Annotated in this window: 21 protein-coding genes; 15 read left to right on the top strand and 6 right to left on the bottom strand. The window is 62.9% G+C overall.

The genetic code is table 11. The features are described from left to right. Positions 1-2,097, top strand: a 2,097-nt coding sequence (locus tag HMPREF2807_RS05790; RefSeq protein ID WP_070511099.1) for an ATP-dependent Clp protease ATP-binding subunit, incomplete at its 5' end; no start/stop codon positions are given. A 484-nt stretch (positions 2,098-2,581) separates the two neighbouring features. Here HMPREF2807_RS05790 and HMPREF2807_RS05785 read toward each other — a convergent pair. Next, positions 2,582-3,472: a cation diffusion facilitator family transporter gene (locus tag HMPREF2807_RS05785; protein ID WP_070511097.1), complete on the bottom strand. Its 891-nt coding sequence runs from the start codon at positions 3,470-3,472 to the stop codon at positions 2,582-2,584. A 71-nt stretch (positions 3,473-3,543) separates the two neighbouring features. Further along, positions 3,544-4,746: a lipase family protein gene (locus HMPREF2807_RS05780; RefSeq protein WP_232751633.1), complete on the bottom strand. Its 1,203-nt coding sequence runs from the start codon at positions 4,744-4,746 to the stop codon at positions 3,544-3,546. Positions 4,747-4,801: 55 nt separating this feature from the next. On the opposite strand from HMPREF2807_RS05780, the gene HMPREF2807_RS13495 reads away from it, so the two are divergent. Both HMPREF2807_RS13495 and HMPREF2807_RS05775 read left to right on the top strand, forming a co-directional pair. Beyond that, on the top strand, positions 4,802-4,972 hold the full coding sequence (locus tag HMPREF2807_RS13495) for a DUF4236 domain-containing protein (protein ID WP_080975064.1): 171 nt from the start codon (positions 4,802-4,804) through the stop codon (positions 4,970-4,972). Then, entirely contained in the window at positions 4,972-6,288 is a 1,317-nt protein-coding gene (locus HMPREF2807_RS05775; RefSeq protein ID WP_070511095.1) for a threonine/serine exporter family protein, read from the top strand. Before HMPREF2807_RS13495 ends, HMPREF2807_RS05775 begins: the two co-directional genes overlap by 1 nt. Here HMPREF2807_RS05775 and HMPREF2807_RS05770 read toward each other — a convergent pair. Beyond that, positions 6,254-7,114, bottom strand: a complete 861-nt coding sequence (locus HMPREF2807_RS05770; protein ID WP_070511093.1) for an HhH-GPD family protein — start codon at positions 7,112-7,114, stop codon at positions 6,254-6,256. The two genes, HMPREF2807_RS05775 and HMPREF2807_RS05770, sit on opposite strands and share 35 nt — an antisense overlap. A gap of 41 nt (positions 7,115-7,155) precedes the next feature. Here HMPREF2807_RS05770 and HMPREF2807_RS05765 point away from each other — a divergent pair, with 41 nt between their 5' ends. Together HMPREF2807_RS05765 and HMPREF2807_RS05760 are read left to right on the top strand one after the other, a co-directional pair. Then, positions 7,156-7,779, top strand: coding sequence for a carbonic anhydrase (locus HMPREF2807_RS05765; RefSeq protein ID WP_049154728.1), 624 nt, complete (start codon positions 7,156-7,158; stop codon positions 7,777-7,779). A 113-nt stretch (positions 7,780-7,892) separates the two neighbouring features. Beyond that, positions 7,893-8,618, top strand: a complete 726-nt coding sequence (locus HMPREF2807_RS05760) for a hypothetical protein (RefSeq protein WP_049154729.1) — start codon at positions 7,893-7,895, stop codon at positions 8,616-8,618. On the opposite strand, the gene radA is transcribed toward HMPREF2807_RS05760, so the two are convergent. Then, on the bottom strand, positions 8,605-9,987 hold the full coding sequence (gene radA / locus HMPREF2807_RS05755; RefSeq protein ID WP_070511201.1) for a DNA repair protein RadA: 1,383 nt from the start codon (positions 9,985-9,987) through the stop codon (positions 8,605-8,607). The two genes, HMPREF2807_RS05760 and radA, sit on opposite strands and share 14 nt — an antisense overlap. A gap of 169 nt (positions 9,988-10,156) precedes the next feature. Between radA and HMPREF2807_RS05750 the strand changes: the two genes are divergently transcribed. Both HMPREF2807_RS05750 and HMPREF2807_RS05745 read left to right on the top strand, forming a co-directional pair. After that, complete coding sequence (locus HMPREF2807_RS05750) at positions 10,157-10,366, top strand: hypothetical protein (RefSeq protein WP_049154730.1); 210 nt, start codon at positions 10,157-10,159, stop codon at positions 10,364-10,366. Positions 10,367-10,409: 43 nt separating this feature from the next. After that, positions 10,410-10,643, top strand: coding sequence for a hypothetical protein (locus tag HMPREF2807_RS05745; protein WP_046647225.1), 234 nt, complete (start codon positions 10,410-10,412; stop codon positions 10,641-10,643). A 119-nt stretch (positions 10,644-10,762) separates the two neighbouring features. On the opposite strand, the gene HMPREF2807_RS05740 is transcribed toward HMPREF2807_RS05745, so the two are convergent. After that, on the bottom strand, positions 10,763-11,338 hold the full coding sequence (locus HMPREF2807_RS05740) for a hypothetical protein (RefSeq protein ID WP_070511090.1): 576 nt from the start codon (positions 11,336-11,338) through the stop codon (positions 10,763-10,765). A 288-nt stretch (positions 11,339-11,626) separates the two neighbouring features. Here HMPREF2807_RS05740 and HMPREF2807_RS05735 point away from each other — a divergent pair, with 288 nt between their 5' ends. The 8 genes from HMPREF2807_RS05735 to HMPREF2807_RS13490 all read left to right on the top strand — a co-directional run bounded on the left by HMPREF2807_RS05735 (position 11,627) and on the right by HMPREF2807_RS13490 (position 18,267). Further along, the gene (locus tag HMPREF2807_RS05735) at positions 11,627-12,211 is read left to right on the top strand and encodes a CarD family transcriptional regulator (RefSeq protein ID WP_070511088.1); all 585 of its coding nucleotides are present in this window, start codon (positions 11,627-11,629) and stop codon (positions 12,209-12,211) included. Continuing rightward, complete coding sequence (gene ispD, locus HMPREF2807_RS05730; RefSeq protein ID WP_070511086.1) at positions 12,183-12,935, top strand: 2-C-methyl-D-erythritol 4-phosphate cytidylyltransferase; 753 nt, start codon at positions 12,183-12,185, stop codon at positions 12,933-12,935. Before HMPREF2807_RS05735 ends, ispD begins: the two co-directional genes overlap by 29 nt. Further along, a complete protein-coding gene (ispF, locus tag HMPREF2807_RS05725) occupies positions 12,928-13,419 on the top strand; it encodes a 2-C-methyl-D-erythritol 2,4-cyclodiphosphate synthase (RefSeq protein WP_070511084.1) in 492 nt (163 codons plus the stop codon). Before ispD ends, ispF begins: the two co-directional genes overlap by 8 nt. A 444-nt stretch (positions 13,420-13,863) precedes the next feature. Continuing rightward, on the top strand, positions 13,864-15,270 hold the full coding sequence (gene cysS, locus HMPREF2807_RS05720; RefSeq protein ID WP_070511082.1) for a cysteine--tRNA ligase: 1,407 nt from the start codon (positions 13,864-13,866) through the stop codon (positions 15,268-15,270). Positions 15,271-15,329: 59 nt separating this feature from the next. Continuing rightward, on the top strand, positions 15,330-16,280 hold the full coding sequence (gene rlmB / locus HMPREF2807_RS05715) for a 23S rRNA (guanosine(2251)-2'-O)-methyltransferase RlmB (RefSeq protein WP_070511080.1): 951 nt from the start codon (positions 15,330-15,332) through the stop codon (positions 16,278-16,280). Between the two features lie 18 nt (positions 16,281-16,298). After that, positions 16,299-17,033, top strand: coding sequence for an AAA family ATPase (locus tag HMPREF2807_RS05710; RefSeq protein WP_010188884.1), 735 nt, complete (start codon positions 16,299-16,301; stop codon positions 17,031-17,033). Then, the gene (locus HMPREF2807_RS05705) at positions 17,030-17,680 is read left to right on the top strand and encodes an AAA family ATPase (protein WP_010188886.1); all 651 of its coding nucleotides are present in this window, start codon (positions 17,030-17,032) and stop codon (positions 17,678-17,680) included. Before HMPREF2807_RS05710 ends, HMPREF2807_RS05705 begins: the two co-directional genes overlap by 4 nt. Before the next feature lie 305 nt (positions 17,681-17,985). After that, positions 17,986-18,267, top strand: coding sequence for an ATP-binding cassette domain-containing protein (locus HMPREF2807_RS13490; RefSeq protein ID WP_080550367.1), 282 nt, complete (start codon positions 17,986-17,988; stop codon positions 18,265-18,267). A gap of 33 nt (positions 18,268-18,300) precedes the next feature. Here HMPREF2807_RS13490 and HMPREF2807_RS05700 read toward each other — a convergent pair whose 3' ends face one another. Beyond that, positions 18,301-19,140: a CE1 family esterase gene (locus HMPREF2807_RS05700; protein WP_070511078.1), complete on the bottom strand. Its 840-nt coding sequence runs from the start codon at positions 19,138-19,140 to the stop codon at positions 18,301-18,303. Positions 19,141-19,149 lie beyond the last annotated feature (9 nt).

The following is a 19,149-nucleotide window of genomic DNA, read 5'->3' as shown; positions in this document are numbered from 1 at the left end:
AACCCGGTGCTCATCGGTGAGCCCGGCGTGGGGAAGACCGCCGTGGTCGAGGGCCTAGCCCTCGATATCGTTAACGGCAAGGTCCCGGAGACCCTCAAGGATAAGCAGCTCTATTCGCTGGACCTCGGCTCCCTGGTGGCTGGCTCGCGCTACCGCGGTGACTTCGAGGAGCGCCTGAAGAAGGTGCTCAAGGAGATTAACCAGCGCGGTGACATCATCCTCTTTATCGATGAGATCCACACCCTGGTCGGCGCCGGTGCCGCCGAGGGCGCTATCGATGCTGCTTCCTTGCTAAAGCCGAAACTGGCTCGCGGCGAGCTGCAGACCATCGGTGCCACCACCCTGGATGAGTACCGCAAGCACATTGAGAAGGATGCTGCCTTGGAGCGCCGCTTCCAGCCTGTCAAGGTGGAGGAGCCCTCCCTCGATGACACCATCCTGATCCTCAAGGGGCTGCGCGATAAGTACGAGGCACACCACCGCGTCTCCTACACCGATGAAGCGTTGAAGGCTGCAGCCTCCCTGTCGGACCGCTACATCAATGACCGCTTCTTGCCGGATAAGGCTGTTGACCTCCTCGATGAGGCCGGTGCCCGTATGCGCATCAAGCGCATGACCGCCCCGGAGGGCCTGCGCGAAGTGGATGATCGCATCGCAGAGGTCCGCAAGGAAAAGGAAGCTGCGATTGACGCCCAGGACTTCGAGAAGGCCGCTGGACTGCGCGATAAGGAGCGCAAGCTGGGTGAAGAGCGCGCGGAAAAGGAAAAGCAGTGGCGCTCCGGTGACTTGGAGGAAATCGCCGAGGTCGGCGAGGAGCAGATCGCTGAGGTCCTCGCGCACTGGACCGGCATTCCGGTGCTCAAGCTCACGGAGAAGGAATCCAACCGCCTCCTCAACATGGAAGAGGAGCTGCACAAGCGCATCATCGGCCAGGACGATGCCGTCAAGGCCGTGTCCCGCGCCATTCGCCGCACCCGTGCCGGCCTGAAGGACCCGCGCCGTCCTTCCGGTTCCTTCATCTTCGCAGGCCCCTCCGGTGTGGGTAAGACGGAGCTGTCGAAGTCCCTGGCCAACTTCCTCTTCGGTTCGGATGATGACCTCATCCAGATCGATATGGGTGAGTTCCACGATCGCTTCACCGCGTCCCGCCTCTTTGGTGCTCCTCCGGGATACGTTGGCTACGAAGAGGGCGGCCAGCTGACCGAGAAGGTTCGCCGCAAGCCTTTCTCCGTGGTGCTCTTCGATGAGATCGAAAAGGCCCACAAGGAGATTTACAACACCCTTCTGCAGGTGTTGGAGGATGGCCGTCTGACCGATGGTCAGGGCCGCGTGGTGGACTTCAAGAACACCGTGCTTATCTTCACCTCGAACTTGGGTACTCAGGATATCTCCAAGGCTGTGGGACTGGGCTTCACCGGCTCTTCGGAGAATGACGCCGATGCGCAGTACGAGCGCATGAAGAACAAGGTCAATGACGAGCTGAAGAAGCACTTCCGCCCCGAGTTCCTCAACCGTATTGATGAGATTGTGGTCTTCCACCAGCTCACCCAGGAGCAGATCGTCGAGATGGTGGAGCTGCTCATCGCCCGCGTAGAGAAGCAGCTCTCCGAGCGTGACATGGGCATCGAGCTCACTCAGAAGGCCAAGGACCTGCTGGCTCAGCGCGGCTTCGACCCGGTCTTGGGTGCACGTCCGCTGCGCCGCACCATCCAGCGCGAGATTGAGGACCAGCTCTCCGAGAAGATCCTCTTCGGCGAAATCGGCGCGGGTGAGATCATCACCGTGGACGTTGAAGGCTGGGACGGCGAGTCCAAGGACAACTCTTCTGCCACCTTCACCTTCACGCCGCGTCCACGCCCGCTGCCGGAGGACACCTTCGACAAGGAGCTCGAGGAGACCGCCGTGCGTGAGGCCGATGAGGAACTGGCCACCGAGATCGACGCCGAAACTCACGGCCCCGACTCCAATGGTCCGGACACGGTGACCCCGGACGTCCTCGACGAGTCTGGTAGCGATTCCGCTGAGGAATCCCACAACGATGATGGTGACAACGGCAACCCGCCGCCGGCAGGTGCCGGTGCTAGCCAGCCGCTTTAAGCGCTGACTTGGGCCCCGTGCTGGACCCATAAGGAATAAGCCCCGAACCGCATGCGTGTGACACCGCGTGCGGTTCGGGGCTTTCTTTGTGTGTCCTCCAGCCGCGGTGGGAGGCACGCCCCAGTGGGCGGGAAGGCCCAGTGGGCGGGAAGGCCCGCCCACCACTAGAAGGGAATCAGCACACCGTCTCGTGAGATTCGTGCTCCGGGTGCTCGACCTGGATGATGGAGGCGTTTGGTAAAAGGCGTCTGACAAAAGGCATCTGTCATAAGGCGTTTTCACGGCTGAAAACGCCTTTTACGCCTTGTAGATGGCGTTTTTAGACCCAAAGATGCCGTTTGCCAGATGCCTTTTGCGGGACGCCCTTTTGACTTGGTTCAGTTTCGTGCGGAACAATCCCACCCCACCGCCGAAAAGTACCAGGTAGCAGTGTTAGGAGTGACGTTGCTCGCCCGCTCATGACCTAAGCCGGGCTAGAAGGGAATCAGCACACCGTCTCGTGGGATTCGTGCTCCGGGTGCTCGATCTGGATGGTGGAGTGCTCGATGCCGTGCTCGCGCAGGGCTTGCTGGGCGGCATCCAACAGAGGGCCGGTCTCGACGGTACCGTCGCGCACGATGTGCACGGTCGTCAGCACGTTCACGCCGTCCAGGCTCCACAGGTGTAGGTCGTGGATGTCGGCAACACCCTCGATCTGTCGCAGCGCGGGCTCGATGACGCTGGCGTCGAAGTCCGCCGGGACCTGCTCGAGCAGCACGCTCGCCGAGAGCCGCATGAGCTGCCAGGCGCGCGGGAGCACCATCGCCGCGATCACCAGGGAGGCGATCACGTCCGCCGCCACAAACCCCGTGGTCAGTACCACGACGCCCGCCACGATCACTGCAACCGAGCCGAGCATATCCACCAGCACGTGCAAGAACGCGCCCTCCACGTTGATTGAGGATTCGCGGTGCCGGTGCAACACCCACGCCGACAGCGCATTCGCCACAAGGCCAATCACCGCGATGATCAGCATCGTTGTTCCTTGTACCTCAGCCGGGCTCTGCAGGCGGCGCACCGCCTCGACGACAATCCACACCGAGATCGCCAGGACCATCACCGCGTTCGCTAGCGCAGCAAGCACCTCTACTCGCCGGTAGCCGTACGTGGCCTGGGCTGATGCTTGTCGACGCCCAACCAACACCGCTAACACCGCGATGATCAACCCAGCGGCGTCGGAAAGCATGTGCATCGCATCCGCCATCAGCGCCATTGAGCCCGCCAACCAGCCGCCGATCAGCTCCGCGAAGAAGACGGTTCCGGTAATGCTCAGCGCAATCAGTAGTGCGCGCAGCGGCGTGCTGGAGTGATCGTGGTCGTGGTGCTCGTGTGCCATGCACTCAGTCTATCCCCGCCGGCGCTTATTGACAATTAAATGAAAATGGATGGCGGCGCCAGGGGGCGATTCTAGGATTCGGCAGGTTGGCAGTTTGACGGTGCGGGGACGTCGCGGAAGCGGTCGATGAGGTAGTTCGTGCCCTGCAGAACCGCGCGGACCGTGGGGGCGGCATGGTTGGTGCCCGAGCCTGGGTTCACGTTGACCGCCCAGGCGTCCTCAAAGTAGACGGTCCCGCCGGCAGCACAGAAGTCGTGGGCCATGCGGCGTGCTTGCTGGTAGGGGATGATGTCATCGGTCGGGGAGTTGACCACCATCATCGGGGCGTTGAGAGCCCGCTGGCCGAGGCGCTGCTCGTGCAGCATTCGAGAGGCCACCGGCTTGCGGCGGAGGAGCTCGGCGAAGGACTCGCCGCTCGCGGTCAGCTCACTGGTGCGAATATTTCCCCAGGTAGACATCGATTCGCGCAAACAAAAAGTGGCGGCGTCGGCGAGGAATGTGTGGCCGCGCGGATTCATCTCATCGATGATTTCCCGGGAGAACTCCGGGCTACGCTCCGCAAAACCATTGATGGCGTAGCCCAACACGTGAACGAGCGCTGAGCCGTCGACCGCCTGCATCACCTCGAAGAGGTCCGCTGGAGGTGCACCGGCGAAGGTTCCCTTGACGTTGAGCTCGGGGGCGTAGCTAGCGGCGTATTCGCCCGCAGCGGCAGCTGCACCGCCGCCTTGGGAGTAGCCGACAAATCCCACGGGGGAATCGGCGGGAGCACCGGCGAGCCGGAGCGCGGCGCGGGCGGCGTCAAGAACCGCGTGGGCCTCCTCGACGTTGTTGACATAAGAATGGTGCCCCGGGGTTCCGAGCCCGATGTAGTCCGTGACTACGACGCGCACACCTTGGGAGGCCGCATAGTTATACACGCGCGTGGCCGCAGCTTCATAGCGCTGGTCAACGCGGTTGCCGTCGGCGGCGAAACGGGCTCGGGACGGTGCACACTGGTCACCCGCCCCACGCGTTCCCGGCGCGTAGACGATAGTTGGGCGCTCGCCCGGCCCGTTCCATGGTGCTGAGGGCTCGTAGACCATGCCGGTCACCGTGGTGGGTGTGCCATCCATGAGGGTGGAGGAATAAGAGATAACAGTGGCCTTAACACCGGGTTGTTCTATCGGTGACGCCGATTGGACGCTGCCCGGCTCCACCGCGTGGGCGGCGGGTGACGCCAGAATAAGAGCAGCGGTGGCCGTCAGCACTGTTAACAGGGATTTTATTCGCACAAAGCTCAGAGTAGCCTGCGGCGTCGTGGTGCGCATCCGCGCTAAGCTGGCACGCATGGGAATTTATTATCGCAAGCGCAAGAAGACCGGAAAGAACAGCTGGATCAACCTCTCCGGCTCCGGTGCCTCGATGTCGACGAAGGTCGGCCCCGTGACGTTTAACTCCCGCGGCGGCATGTGGGTCAACCTGCCCGGTGGCCTGAATTTCCGGGGACGCTGGCGCTAATGACATCTCACCCCAACAGCGACTATGTCCGTATGGGGTACGAGGCCGACGTCGTCTTGCGCCTAGGCATGATGCTCATGGGGGCGGGAACGTCCGGCTACCGCGTGCTGCGCGGCATGAAACGTGCCGCCCGCGCGCTCGGCTTTGATCGGCTCGACGCCAACGTTGGCGTCACCCAGATAACGTGCACGTTTCACCGCGGACGTGAGTTCCGCACCGTGGTGGCCCAGCAGCATTCGCCGGCCGTTGACGCCTCCCGGATTGAGGCGCTGGAGGATCTCACCCACCACAGGCTGTACGCGGGCATTACGGCCGAAGATCTTACAGAGATGCTTGATTCCATCGAGTCGACGGTGGTCAAGCGGTGGAACCGCTGGCTCTTGGCTGCAGCGGCAGCTATTGCGTGCGCCTCTTTCGCGGTCTTGAATTTTTTCACGCCGCTGGCGGTTCTCCTCGTGGCTCTCGCCGCTTTCTGCGGCCAGCTCACCCGCGCGGTCTTGCACGGCAAGCACATTCACCAGCTGGGCTGCATCGTGGCGGCCGGAACGGTGGCCAGCCTCGTGTACTTCTTCACCACCGAGGCTGTGGCCGCTGCCGGGGTGGCGGACCCGTCGGAGTTTTCCTCGGGCTACGTGGCCGCGGTGCTTTTCCTTATTCCCGGCTTCCCGCTATTCTCCGCGCTCATTGATCTCGCGCGCTTCGACTTCGAGGCCGGACTATCCCGCCTGACCTACGCGCTGACGGTGATCACAGCTGCGACCTTTACCGTGGCCTTAGTCAGCTGGACCACGGAACTCACCCCGGAACCGGGAATTCCGGACTATGCGCCCGTGTGGTACCTCGCCGCCGCGGCGGCCAGCTTCCTAGGCATTTCCGGATTCGCGTTCCTCTTTAACTCCTCGCGCCGGATGGTGCTCGTGGCGGCCGCGGTGGGAACGGTGGCCAACCTTGTGCGCCTGCTCCTCATCGGCGTCGGGGCCACGGCCTACGTCGGCGCCTTCGTAGGTGGTCTCATCGTCGGGCTCTTGGGTGCGGTGGCCTCCACACGCGCACACCTACCGCGCATCACCACGACGGTGCCCGCGTCCGTCATCATGATCCCGGGCACCTCCATGTTCCGCACTGTCTATCACCTCAACGTGGGTAACATGGACCAGGCGTTGAGCAACTTCGCTACCGCCTCGATGGCCGTGGCAGCCATCGGCTGTGGGCTTATCCTCGCGCGCCTGTTGACCGACCGTGACTGGACCTTCGGCCACCTCATCGACTTCTCACATGTGCCTAGTGCGGCAGGTGAAACAAACCCTCGTCGTTGACATCCATCAACCCATCCTCGAGCAGTGAGGCCTGCGCGCGCGAACGCTGTGCCGCATCCGGCCATACCGCGTCGAGCGCGGATTGCTCGACGGGATGAGGGGTGGCGCGCAGGACGTCGAGAAGCAGCCCTCGCACCTGCCGGTCCGTACCGGTGAACTTTTGCACGCGCTTCTTGGCCCGCGCGGTCTCTTCTTTGCTGGGCTCCGGACAGCCCGCGAGCTGCCAAGCGCACGTGGACTTGATGGGGCAGGCGGCACAGTCGGGGTTCTTCGCCGTGCACACCAGCGCGCCGAGTTCCATGAGTGCGGCCGAAAAACGCGGACCGTTCTCATCCGGAAGCAGGGCTTCTACCTGTGTTAATTCGCGTTTCGCGGGCGTCGGGGCGAGGAAGCGACCCTCCTCGGCGCGGGCGTAGACGCGGCGGACGTTGGTATCCACCACCGGAACGTTGTGGCCAAAATGGAAACAGGCTACAGCACGCGCGGTGTACTCACCGATCCCCGGTAGCGCCAAGAGCTTGTCGACGTCCCCCGGGACCGCTCCTTCACCAATCTCCTTCGCACACTCCCATAAGCGCAGCGCGCGGCGCGGGTAGCCCAGCTTGCCCCACGCGCGCAGGACATCCGCTTTGGAGGTCGCCGCGAGGTCCTGTGGGGTGGGCCAGCGGCGCATCCACTCCTCCCATTGCGGGGCGACGCGCGCGACGGGTGTTTGCTGGCTCATGACCTCGCTTAAGAGCACGCCCCACGCTGAGGTCCCTGGCTCGCGCCACGGTAGGGGACGCTCATGGGCATCGAACCATTCCACGACAGCTTGGGTATCCATAGGCATCTCAGTGTAGGGCGGTGGGGACTAGAGTAAGAATCATGCCTTTAGTAGATGTCCCTCAAAACCCACAGAAGGTGTGGGAAGCCCTCCAGGAAGGTAACCACCGACTGGTGACGGGTAACCTCATCGACGTTAACCAAGACGCGAAGCTGCGCGCTGGCCTGACTCAAGGCCAGGACCCACGCGTCATCGTGCTTGCCTGCTCCGATTCCCGCGCGCCCATTGAGCACGTGTTCAACATTGGTTTCGGCGATGCCTTCGTCATCCGCACCGCCGGTCATATCCTGGACAGCGCGGTGATGGCGTCGCTGGACTATGCCCTGGAGAATCTCAAGGCTAACCTGCTCGTGGTGATGGGGCATCAGTCCTGCGGTGCGGTGGGCGCAGCCGCGGACTTCCTGGCGGGCGGCGATCTGCCGACGGGCCTGCAGCGTCCGATCATTGAGCGTGTGGCCGCTGCCTCGATGGTGGCCAAGCGTGATGGCCGCGAGGAACTCGCCGATTTTGAGCGCGAGAATACCGCGCAGACAGTCTCCCAGATCATTTCTGACGTTCCGGCTGCGCGCCAGCTTCTCGACGCCGGCACGCTCGGCATCGTCGGCCTGCGCTACCTCCTAGAGGATTCCAGCGTGGAGACCGTCGTCCTGCACGGCGTTCACTAGGCTCGCCGGCTGGCCCGGGCACTGGGCGGGACTAAGCGCATAGAAGTCGCTGCTCAAGACACGCGGCCCCGGGCTGGCCCGGGTTGGGCTCTAGTCCCCTTAAACTAAGAGCTGTGACTGAGCCATCCCGTACCCCGAAGCAGCTGCCGCGAGAGATTTACCTGCGTCGCCGCATCGCCGCGCTCGTGGCGATTCTGGTACTCGTGGTCATCCTTATTTGGGCTGCTACCGCGCTCTTTAGCGGTTCGAAGGAGGACCCGGGAGCCGAGTCGCAGCAGGCGGCGGCGTCGGGAACTCTGACTCCGTCGGAGGATGCAACCTCGGCGGTGGAGACGACGGAATCCACTGCGTCTGAGGAATCCACCGAGCCCGAGGCGGGGGAGGCGGACAAAGAAGAACCGACCTCCGAGGCAAAGCCAGCTGAGCTCACCGTTGATCCATCCAAGACAACGTGTTCCCTCCAAGACCTTAAAGTGATGGCCAAGACCAACGAGGACAGCGTCCCCGCTGGCAAGATGCCCACCTTCTACTTGGAGGTATTTAACCCGACGACGGAGGACTGCTCCATCGATCTCGATGAAGAGCAGCTGCGTTTCGAGGTCTACAAGATGGGCTCGAACGAACGCGTGTGGTCCGATACCGATTGCTATGCCTCGGTAGAAACCGGCAAGCAGACTTTCAAGTCCGGTGAGACGCGCTACTTCCAGGCGGATTGGTCCCGCAAGCGCTCCGAGCCGGGCCAGTGCACCGAGCGCGAGGAAGCCGAGCCGGGCGCTTACTTCCTGCATACTGTCATCGGGGAAAACTACTCCCCAGCGTTGCCGTTCAACTTGCTTTAAGCGCTGCAATCGCCTCGCTCAGGGTTGCGGCTTGGCGCACCTGTATGCCGCCGCCGACATCTACCTTTCCGGGCGGGACGATGGCGTAGCGGTAACCCAAGCGGGACGCTTCTGCCAAGCGGCGGTCTAGGTTCGGTACGCGGCGAACTTCGCCGGCCAAGCCCACCTCGCCGATGACCACCGTCTTCGGTGGTAGCGGCTGCTCGTGCAAGGAAGACCACGTGGCGAGCGCTACGGCAAGATCCGTCGCCGGCTCTTGAATCTTCATGCCGCCCACCGTGGCCACGTAAGCGTCCTTATCGTTGGTGCGTTCACCGGCGCGGGCCTGCAGTACGGCGAGCACCATCGGGACACGGTTGGCATCGAGCCCCGTGACCACGCGCCGCGGGTTCTTCGCCACGGGGTCGACGGTCAGCGCCTGCACCTCCGCCAGGATGGGGCGCACGCCATCCATGGCGACGGTCACCGCTGAACCGTCTGGGGTGCTGCCGCGGTGGGAGAGGAAGAGGCCGGAAGGGTCCGCCACCTCCCGGATGCCGCCGGCGGTTTGCTCAAAGCAGCCCATCTCATCGGTGGCGCCGAAGCGGTTCTTGAGTCCCCGGAGCAGGCGCAGGGAGGATTGACGGTCACCTTCAAAGTTCAACACGACGTCCACGAGGTGCTCGAGCACGCGCGGGCCAGCGACGTTGCCGTCCTTGGTCACGTGTCCGACGAGGAGGATGGGGATGCCGGTGGTTTTGGCCAGCGTGGTCAGGGCTGCGGTCACCGCACGCGACTGTGCCACGCCACCGGCTACGCCCTCCACCCCGGCCGCGTGCATGGTTTGGACGGAGTCCACGATGAGGAGGCTGGGCTTGAGCTGTTCGACGTGACCAAAGACGACATCCAAATTCGATTCGGCCGCGAGGTAGAGCGTCTCGTGCAAGGCCCCGGTCCGCTCGGCTCGGGCGCGGACCTGCCCGGCGGATTCCTCGGCCGTGGCATAGAGGGCGGTGCGGCCCAGTTGCGCCCAGCGGGAGGCGACCTCCAATAACAAAGTGGATTTTCCGACTCCCGGCTCACCCGCCATGAGCACCACCGAACCGGGAACGATGCCGCGGCCAAGAACGCGATCGAGCTCCCCGATGCCAGTGTTGAGGGCCTTCGTGGCGGCAGCGCCCACCTTCGTAATCGGAACCGCTGGGCTCGTCGGTGTCAGGCCGGTTGGTCGGCGTCCAGACACAGCGGCCTGGGCCGCGGTGCTGCTTTCTGACGCCGCGGTTTCCTGCAACGTTCCCCATGAACCGCACTCGGGGCAGCGGCCAAGCCACTTGGGGGAGACGAAGCCGCATTCAGAGCACGTGTGGACGGGACGAACCTTTTTTGCCATGCCCATCACTCTAGTAAGTGGTGTGGACATTCACGTCGCGGGCAGGATCGCACCCTTTTCATCGCGCGCGATATGCACAGAGGCGCTACAGTGTTAGCCAGGTTACATCTTGTGTGTGCCTGCCCCCTCTTTATCCCCGTCCGATTTCTCACAACAAGAAGGTATTTCCATGAAGATTCGTCGTACCCTCGTCGCCGCTGGCGCTGCTGCCGCCGTCGCCCTCGCTGGCACCCCGGCTGCTTCTGCCGCACAAGCTCCCGAGCCGCTGGCCACTGTTCTGACCGAGATCACCAACGTCGCTGGCTATGAGGCTCAGAACCTCATCCTCGTACCGGCGGCGCTGTCCTCCTTGGGCTTCCTGTCGAACCTGCTGTCCTAGTCCAGTTCACTTACCCCCACACCTCACTATTCAAGGAGACCCCATGAAGATTCGTCGTACCCTCGTTGCTCTGACCGCTGCTACCTCCCTGGCTGTAGCTGGCGCCCCGGCCGCTTCCGCCGCTACCTACCCGGAACCGCTCAACCAGGTTATGGATGAGATGGTGAAGTACGGCGGCCCGCAGGCGCCGAACCTGCTTCTCATCCCGGCTGCCCTGTCCTCTCTGGGCATTCTTAACTCTCTGCTTGTGATGACTACGGCATCCTCGCGAGCTTAAGAGTTTCCTGCGTTCGCTAAGGAGCGTTAAACGCAGACCGCCCCAACTGCCAAAGTTGAAGCCCGTGATTCGGGCGGGAAAACTTTGGCGGCTGGGGCGGTTTTCTATGAAGAAAAGGCTTACTTGTTCTCGGCGTAGCCCTCGGTGGACTGCGGGTCGCGGTCAAAGTCACCGGACTGCAGCGGGGAGGCGGACACGGTGGCGTCAACCTCGATGGTGCCGGTGTTAAAAGTGAAGGTCACCGGGCGGGCGCCGCCGAAGGCGAAGCCGTCGTTCTCTAGGGTGGTGGCCACGTAGGTGATGTTCTTGTCCTTGCCGTCCTTCGGGAGACGGTCCAGGTTCGTCTGGGAATCAGCGTAGAGGGCGTGATCGCGAGGAAGCGGCTCTGCGCCTTCCAGTGGTACGTCCTGGCCGTCGACGCTCACGGACTCGAGGACGACGTCGTCGACCTTGTAGCCCTGGTTGACGGCCACGAACTTCAGGGAGGTCTCACCGGTGTCCGGCTCAACCTGAATGGTGACGTCACGCACGGCCACCTTGCCATCTTCGGTGCTTGCGGATGCGCCGTCGACAGCAATGACCTTTTCCGCGGTCTGTGCAACATGACCGGCCGAGCAGGACGCCAAGGCCAGCGCGGAGAGGGCGGTAACTGACATGATGGCACCGCAGCGAGCGGCGGACTTCAGGGACTGCACTGTGAGTGTCCTCCATTGAATTGCGATCACAAAGCTTATCAACGCTTTAGCCTAGTACCTCCGCAGTAAAAGCACACAGTTTCCGACAAACCTCTTGGGTAAACCGGGGGTAGCCGCGCTTTATGTTGGCCGTCATCGTGGTGTAAAGCGAGCTGCTCTACGGGCTTGGGTGGGGGAGCAGTGCCGGAAAACTGCGTGCTAGAGTAGATACCCTGTATATGCGGCCCACTGAGAGTACGCCGAGAGCGCACGATGGGCACCGTCTCAAAGGCTTCATAAGGAGTGGCAATGGAATTTAAGGTCGGAGAGGTCGTCGTCTACCCCCACCACGGCGCCGCCAAGATTACGGCGATTGAAAAGCGCGAGATGGGCGGCGAGGAGCTCGAGTATCTCGTCCTCCAGATCAACCAGTCCGACCTCGTGGTTCGTGTGCCCTCCAAGAACGTTGAGATGGTGGGCGTGCGTGATGTTGTGGGCAAGGAAGGCCTCGAGAAGGTCTTCTCCGTTTTGCGCGAAGAAGACGTGGAGGAGGCCGGCAACTGGTCCCGCCGCTATAAGGCCAACCAGGAGCGCCTTGCATCCGGCGATATCAACAAGGTGGCAGAAGTCGTGCGTGACTTGTGGCGCCGCGATCAGGACCGCGGCCTGTCCGCCGGTGAGAAGCGCATGCTTGCCAAGGCCCGCCAGATTCTGGTCGGTGAGCTTTCCCTGGCTAAGCCGGTCGATGACAAGAAGGCGGACACCATGATGGAGGAAATCAACGCCACCATCGAGCGCCACCGCGCCGCCGGCTTGGTCGAGGACAAGTCCATCACCACCGACATTGACAATGACGTCGATCTCGATGACCTCTCCTTCGACGACGAAGACTAATACCCGCCGCGTGATCGCCCTCGTCGCGGCGGCCGGCCAGGGAACGCGCCTCGGCGCTGACATTCCTAAGGCCTACGTGGAGCTGCGCGGAAGTACCCTGCTTGAACGCTCCGTGAAGGCCATGATTACCTCGGAATTTGTCGATGAAGTCATCGTTCTCGTCAGCCCCGCCATGGAGGATTATGCCACCAGCATCCTCGACCGCATCGATTCTGATGTGCCCGTACGCATCGTCCACGGCGGGGGTGAGCGCGCCGATTCCGTCTGGGCGGGCCTGCAAGCCATCCCAGAAGAGGATGCCGTGGTGCTGGTCCACGACGCCGCCCGGGCGTTGACGCCGCCGGGGATGATCGCGCGCGTCGCCAAGCGCGTGCTCGACGGGGCCACCGCAGTTATCCCGGTCCTTCCCGTGGCGGATACCATCAAAGAAGTCGAGGGGACCACGGTGCTGTCTACTCCGGATCGCTCCCGCCTGCGCGCCGTGCAGACCCCGCAGGGTTTTAGCCTGGCCGCGCTGCGCCGCGCCAACCTAGACTATTGGGCGCAGGACCCTGCCTTTGTCGCCACGGACGACGCCAGCCTGATGGAATGGCACGGTGAGCGCGTGGAGACTGTGCAGGGAGATACTTTCGCGTTTAAAATCACCACCCCCATTGACCTCGTCCTGGCGAAGGCCGTGACGGATGAGGCCGAACCGACCATCTTCGAGGTGCCTAGTGACTAACCCCATCATCCCGCGCGTGGGAATCGCCACCGATGCCCATCAGATCGAGCCCGGAAAACCCTGCTGGATTGCAGGCCTTCTCTTTGAGGACGTGGATGGCTGCGAGGGCCACTCCGATGGGGACGTGGTGAGCCACGCGCTTGTCGACGCTCTGCTTTCCGCCTCCAACCTCGGCGACCTCGGCTCCTTCGTTGGCGTGGGCCGGCCAGAGTACGACGGAGTCTCCGGAGCACAGTTGTTGCGCGAGTGCCGCGAGCTGCTGAAAAAGGAAGGCTTCATCATCGGCAACGCCGCTGCGCAACTGGTTGGCCAGAGCCCCAAGATGGGCCCGCGGCGGAAGGAAGCCGAGGCCGTTCTGAGCGACATCCTCGGCGCCCCAGTGTCCGTCTCTGCGACGACGACGGATCACCTTGGCTTCACCGGCCGCAAGGAGGGCCGCGCTGCCGTGGCCACCGCCGTGGTCTGGCGCGCCACCGAGTCCTAACCTGGTGTCAGGAGAAAGGGGGCGCTGTGGCTTTGACAATGCGAATTACCAATACCGAGGCACTTCGTGCTCGGCACGACGAACTCCTGCACGCCTCCATGGACATGCTTGAGGCATCTGACAAAGGGCGTCTGACAAAAGGCATCAGTCAAATGGCGTTTTCACGGCTGAAAACGCCATTTAGACGTTGCAGATGGCGTTTTTAGACCCAAAGATGCCTTGTGACAGATGCCTTTTACGGGACGCCTTCCTGTCTTAGGTCAATTGGGTGCGGAACAATCCCACCACGCTACTGTAAGCCGCCAGTATCAGTGTTAAAAGCGACGTTGCTCATCCATCCACGACCTAAATCGGGTTGAATGGACAGGCACTGCGCCCAGTCCTGCTCCGTGTGACCATCGGCCGTGGTGAATTCCTACCTGCGGGTCAATTAGACTAGGGCGGGTGAGTACTTTGCGCATTTTTGATACCGCCACCCGCAGCCAACGTGAGTTCGAGCCGGTTCGTCCCGGCCACGCGTCGATCTACCTGTGTGGTGCTACCCCGCAGTCGCAGCCGCACATTGGGCACCTGCGCTCCGGCGTTGCCTTCGACATCCTGCGCCGCTGGCTTAGCGCGCAAGGCTATGACGTGGCACTCGTGCGCAACGTCACCGATATCGATGACAAGATCCTCACCAAGGCCGCTGAGAATAACCGCCCCTGGTGGGAGTGGGTATCCACCTATGAGCGCGAGTTCACCAAGGCCTACAACACCCTGGGAGTTCTGCCCCCTTCGGTGGAGCCGCGCGCGACGGGCTTTGTCACCCAGATGGTGGAGTACATGCAGCGGCTTATCGACGCCGGCTTTGCTTATGCCGTGCCTGGCGAAGACGGTGTTGGCTCCGTCTACTTCGACGTCGCGGCGTGGAATGCCACGGAAGGCTCGGACTACGGTTCGCTGTCCGGCAACCGCGTCGAGGAAATGGAACAGGGCGAAACAGACAACGCGGGCAAGCGCAGCCCCCAGGACTTCGCTCTGTGGAAGGCGGCTAAGCCGGGCGAGCCATCCTGGCCCACCCCGTGGGGTCGTGGCCGACCGGGCTGGCACTTGGAGTGCTCGGCCATGTCCACGTACTACCTAGGCAGCGAGTTCGATATTCACTGCGGTGGCTTGGACTTGCAGTTCCCGCACCACGAAAATGAGATCGCGCAGTCCCATGCGGCGGGGGACAAGTTCGCCAACTACTGGATGCATAACCACTGGGTCACCATGGCCGGTGAGAAGATGTCGAAGTCCTTGGGCAACGTCCTCTCCATTGCCAACATGCTGGAGATCGTCCGCCCGGTGGAGCTGCGCTACTACCTGGGCTCCGCGCATTACCGCTCGGTGCTCGAATATTCCGAGGCGGCGCTGACCGAGGCCGCAGCCGGCTATCGCCGCATCGAGGATTTCGTAGGCAAGTTCGAGGGCGTCGAGAAGGGCGAGTGGACCCCGGCCTTCGAAGAAGCGATGAATGATGACATCGCTGTGCCGAAGGCACTGGCGGAAATCCACACCACCGTGCGCGCGGGCAATAAGGCGCTGAGCGACGGCAACCGTGAAGAGGCTGAGCACCTCGCCGGAGCCGTGCGCGCTATGGCCGCGGTTCTTGGCTTTGATCCACTGGATGAACAGTGGAAAGATAGTGGCGAAGAAAGCGGCGCTGAAGCGGCCCTGGACGTTCTCGTTCGGGCCGAATTGGAGCGTCGCACCACCGCCCGCGCAGAAAAGGACTGGGCTACTGCGGACGCCGTGCGCGACCGCCTTGCAGCCGCGGGTATTACCATCACCGACACCGCCGACGGCCCCACCTGGTCCTTGGCGGATTAACCGTCCTTGGCAAAGGCCAAGGACAGCACAGAAGTCGAGGACAACAAAGGAGAAGAATTATGGCACGTACCCATGGCCGCGGCGGCGCGGGCGCCCGCAAGTCCAATAAGAAGGGGGCTACGAAGGGCTCTGGTGGTCAGCGTCGCAAGGGCCTGGCCGGCAAGGGCCCTACGCCCAAGGCGGAGGACCGCGTCTACCACGCCAAGCACAAGGCGAAGCTGGAACGCGAGCGCCGCAATTCGGGCCGCCACCAGAAGGAGACCGCGGAGATGGTCGTTGGCCGCAACCCGGTCATCGAGTGCCTGCACGCCAAGGTGCCTGCTACCTCCCTCTACATCGTGCAGGGCACGCGTAATGATGCCCGCCTGTCGGAGGCAGTGGCCATGTGCAATACCCGCAACATCCCGATTCTTGAGGTCCAGCGTCACGAGATGGATCGCATGACCGGCAACGGCATGCACCAGGGCATTGGCCTGCAGATCCCGCCGTACAAGTATGCCGACGTTCATGACCTGATGGATCGGGCCCGCGATGCTCAGGAACCGGGTATGTTCGTCATCCTCGATAACATCACCGACCCGCGCAATCTCGGCGCAGTCATCCGCTCCGTCGCGGCCTTCGGCGGCCATGGTGTCATCATCCCAGAGCGTCGCTCCGCCTCCGTCACCGCGGTGGCCTGGCGTACCTCCGCCGGCACCGCCGCGCGCTTGCCGGTGGCTCGCGTGACCAACGTGACCCGCACGGTTCAGGAGTTCCAGAAGGCCGGCTACCAGGTTGTTGGCCTGGATGCGGGAGGCGAGCACACCCTCGATACTTACAACGGTGGCACCGACCCCGTTGTCATCGTCATCGGCTCTGAGGGCAAAGGCATTTCGCGCCTCGTCCGCGAGAACTGCGATGCTATCATGTCCATCCCCATGACCGACTGGGTTGAATCCCTCAACGCCTCCGTGGCGGCAGGTGCGGTGCTTTCCGAGTTCGCCCGCCAGCGTCGCGCGGCCCAGAAGTAGGCTCACGCTTTCGTCGCCATGTTCCTCACGAGTGTGCGTCCCGCCCCGGAGCTTATTGGGGAGGGACTGCCCGGCGTGCCGGAACACATGCGCCGCCTGGGCGTGCTCATCGCAGCGCTGCCCGGCGGCGCCTTGCGTTTGCCTACGCCCGTGACCGTCGTCGTGGGGGATAACGGCGCCGGAAAATCCACGCTGCTCGAGGCCATCGCCGTGGGGCTTGGCGTCAATCCCGAGGGCGGCTCGCGCCACGCCCGGTTTGCCACCGGCGACGAGGACTATCCCGAGTGGCTCATCTGCTCGCGGGCGCACAACCCGCGCGACGTGTACTTCTTGCGCGGCGAGACCTTCCTCAACTTGAGCGAGTATCACCACCAGATCCACAGCCCGGAGAATCCCGATCCGCTCAGTGACCTGCCGTTTCTCAGCCACGGCCAGGGTCTGCTCGCCCTCGTCGAGAGACGCTTCCATTCTGACGGAATGATCATTCTCGACGAGCCGGAAGACGGCTTGTCCTATCCCCGGCAGGTCGAGGTTGTCACGCAGCTCGAGCGCCTCGCCGCCCAGGGCGCGCAGGTCATCCTCGCGACGCACTCGCCAGTCTTCCTCAGCATGCAAGGCGCGACCGTCTACGCGTTCGGCGACAAGGGGATTGCGCCCGTCGCTCCCGAAGCGACGGAAGCTGTCCACGCCGCGCGCGAGTTCCTTGCCGATCCATTGGGGACCGCCGCGTTTCTTATTGGGGAGGGCGAATGAGAGACTTCTATGTCGACGCCTATGCCGCGCTGGACGGCGGCCACGGACCTGAGTGGGTGTCCTCCGTTCCTGGTTTCGTGGCGCTGCGACGCCAAGGACTGGACCTGCGTGCGCCGGTGACCGTGCTGACCGGGGACAACGGAGTAGGAAAGTCGACGCTCGCCGAGGGCATTGCCTTCGAGTACGGCTTTCCTGAGCGCGGTGGGATATGGGGTGTGCAGCGCTCCGCCGGTCCCATCAATCCCCTCCGGAGGTGGGCGAGCCTGCGGCTAGGTACCGCGCCCAAGGACGGCTACTTCCTGCGAGCGGAGGCGCACTACAACGTTGGTTCGACCGCGATGTCGCATGGCGAGTCCGTCATGGACGTCGTGCAGCGTTCCTTTGACGGGCGCGGGCTCTACATCCTCGACGAGCCGGAATCTGGGCTTTCGCTCGTGCGGCAGATGACGCTCATGGCGGAAATCCATCGCGCCGCGGAGGCGGGTGCGCAGTTCATCGTGGTGACGCACTCGCCGATTGTGGCAGCCATCCCCGGTGCGCGGATTGTTGAAATTACAGAAGATGGGTTCTTCCTTGAGCTGCGCGACGTGACACAGACGCTGGCGTTTCAGTCGTTGCGTGAGTTTCTCTACGCCTCCGGATGCTAGATTCAGGGCCGAGAAAGCTGGATGGCGATCTTTACTTCTTGGTTGCTGGCCAGTACTTCACATCTTGAACATTCAGATTGCGTGCGTGTGCCGAATACAAGGTTCTGGAGGATTGGGGTTCCACGGCTTAGAGACGAGGACGACTCGGTCCTTTGCCTGCCGTTTTCACCTTGTACAGATTCAGCTGCGGGTAACTTGAAGAATCTTCGCCAGCAAACCGTGACATCGAGAGTACATACATGCACAGACGTGTGCAACATCACGCTGGGACGTAATAATTCTCTAGATAACAACGGGTCGCAAGTGTGATTAGTCAGTACGCGAGAAAAGAAAACCTACGCGATGGAACGCGACCTCTACGCGATCGTCAACGACATTGCCGACCACTACAACAAGGTTCACTGAATGATGAACTGAAGGATCTTTTATCCCTTGTAGGCCTTTCATTGCACCACAGTGTTTCCTGCGAGCATGCTTCGCTCGGTATGAAACAGCGTCTAGGAATCGCCAAAGCACTGGTCGGTAATCCACAATTATTGCTTCTCGACGCTCACCTACGAACGGCCTCGACCCGAGGTTGGGGCTGAGTGGAGTGAGACACGATGGGGCGCACGTGCAGTCTAGAGCCCGAAGAATTCCTCCACGAGCTCGGCAGCGATGAAGGAATCCGTGTTTTTACCCAGGCGTGGGTCCAGCTCGTTGCCCGACGGGATGACGTGGCCCATGCCCTCGACGCTCACGAGCTCGACCGGCGCGCCGGTGGCGTCTGCCGGCTCCCAGCGGTCGACAACGGTGTCGGGGAAAAGGTGGGTGCGCTCTGGGCCGGCGGCATGGTTGAGCTCCGCGAAGCGTGCGGCGTTCTCCTGCGCGCCGGTGACGGCACCGCGGGTGCGCTTCGGGTCAATGCCCGCCGTTCCGCCCGTATAGGGCGCGAGCCGGTCGCCCGTGCCGTGGACGAACATGACCGGGGTGGGTTGGTACGCCGAGTCCGGATTGGTGGGCGCATGGTTGGCGCCGGCGCCGAGAGTGGAGGCGAAGACGCAGGCGGCATCGGCAAGCCCGGGGGCGTCGAAGAGCAAGCGGATAACCATCTGCCCGCCGTTGGAGAAGCCGCAGAGGAACACGCGGCCAATCTCCTGCTCCGCGCGCAGCTCGTCGAGGATGGTGCGCGTGAAGGCGACGTCATCGATGCCCAGCTCGCGCGCGGCGACGGGCAGGGTGGCGCGGGCATCGTTAAAGTGCTGTTCCACGCCGGTGGGGTAGACCGCAAGCATGCCGTGGCGGGTGGCGAGGTCATCGAACGTGCCGTTAGTGAAGCGGCGGATGACGTTCGCGGATTGCAGGGAGCCGTGGAAGAACAGGAGGAGGTCTCTCTGGCGCTCGACGTCATCATTCGGGCGGTACACGAGGTACGTGCGGGTGCGGTCTTGTAATTCGAGGCTACGGCGTTCCAAAGTCACGCATCTAGC

Origin of the sequence: Corynebacterium sp. HMSC074A09 (genome assembly GCF_001811545.1) — a bacterium.
In the GTDB taxonomy this organism is placed as follows: domain Bacteria; phylum Actinomycetota; class Actinomycetes; order Mycobacteriales; family Mycobacteriaceae; genus Corynebacterium; species Corynebacterium hiratae.
The sequence above is the reverse complement of the archived record's forward strand: the minus strand, read 5'-3'. Positions and strand labels throughout refer to the sequence as shown.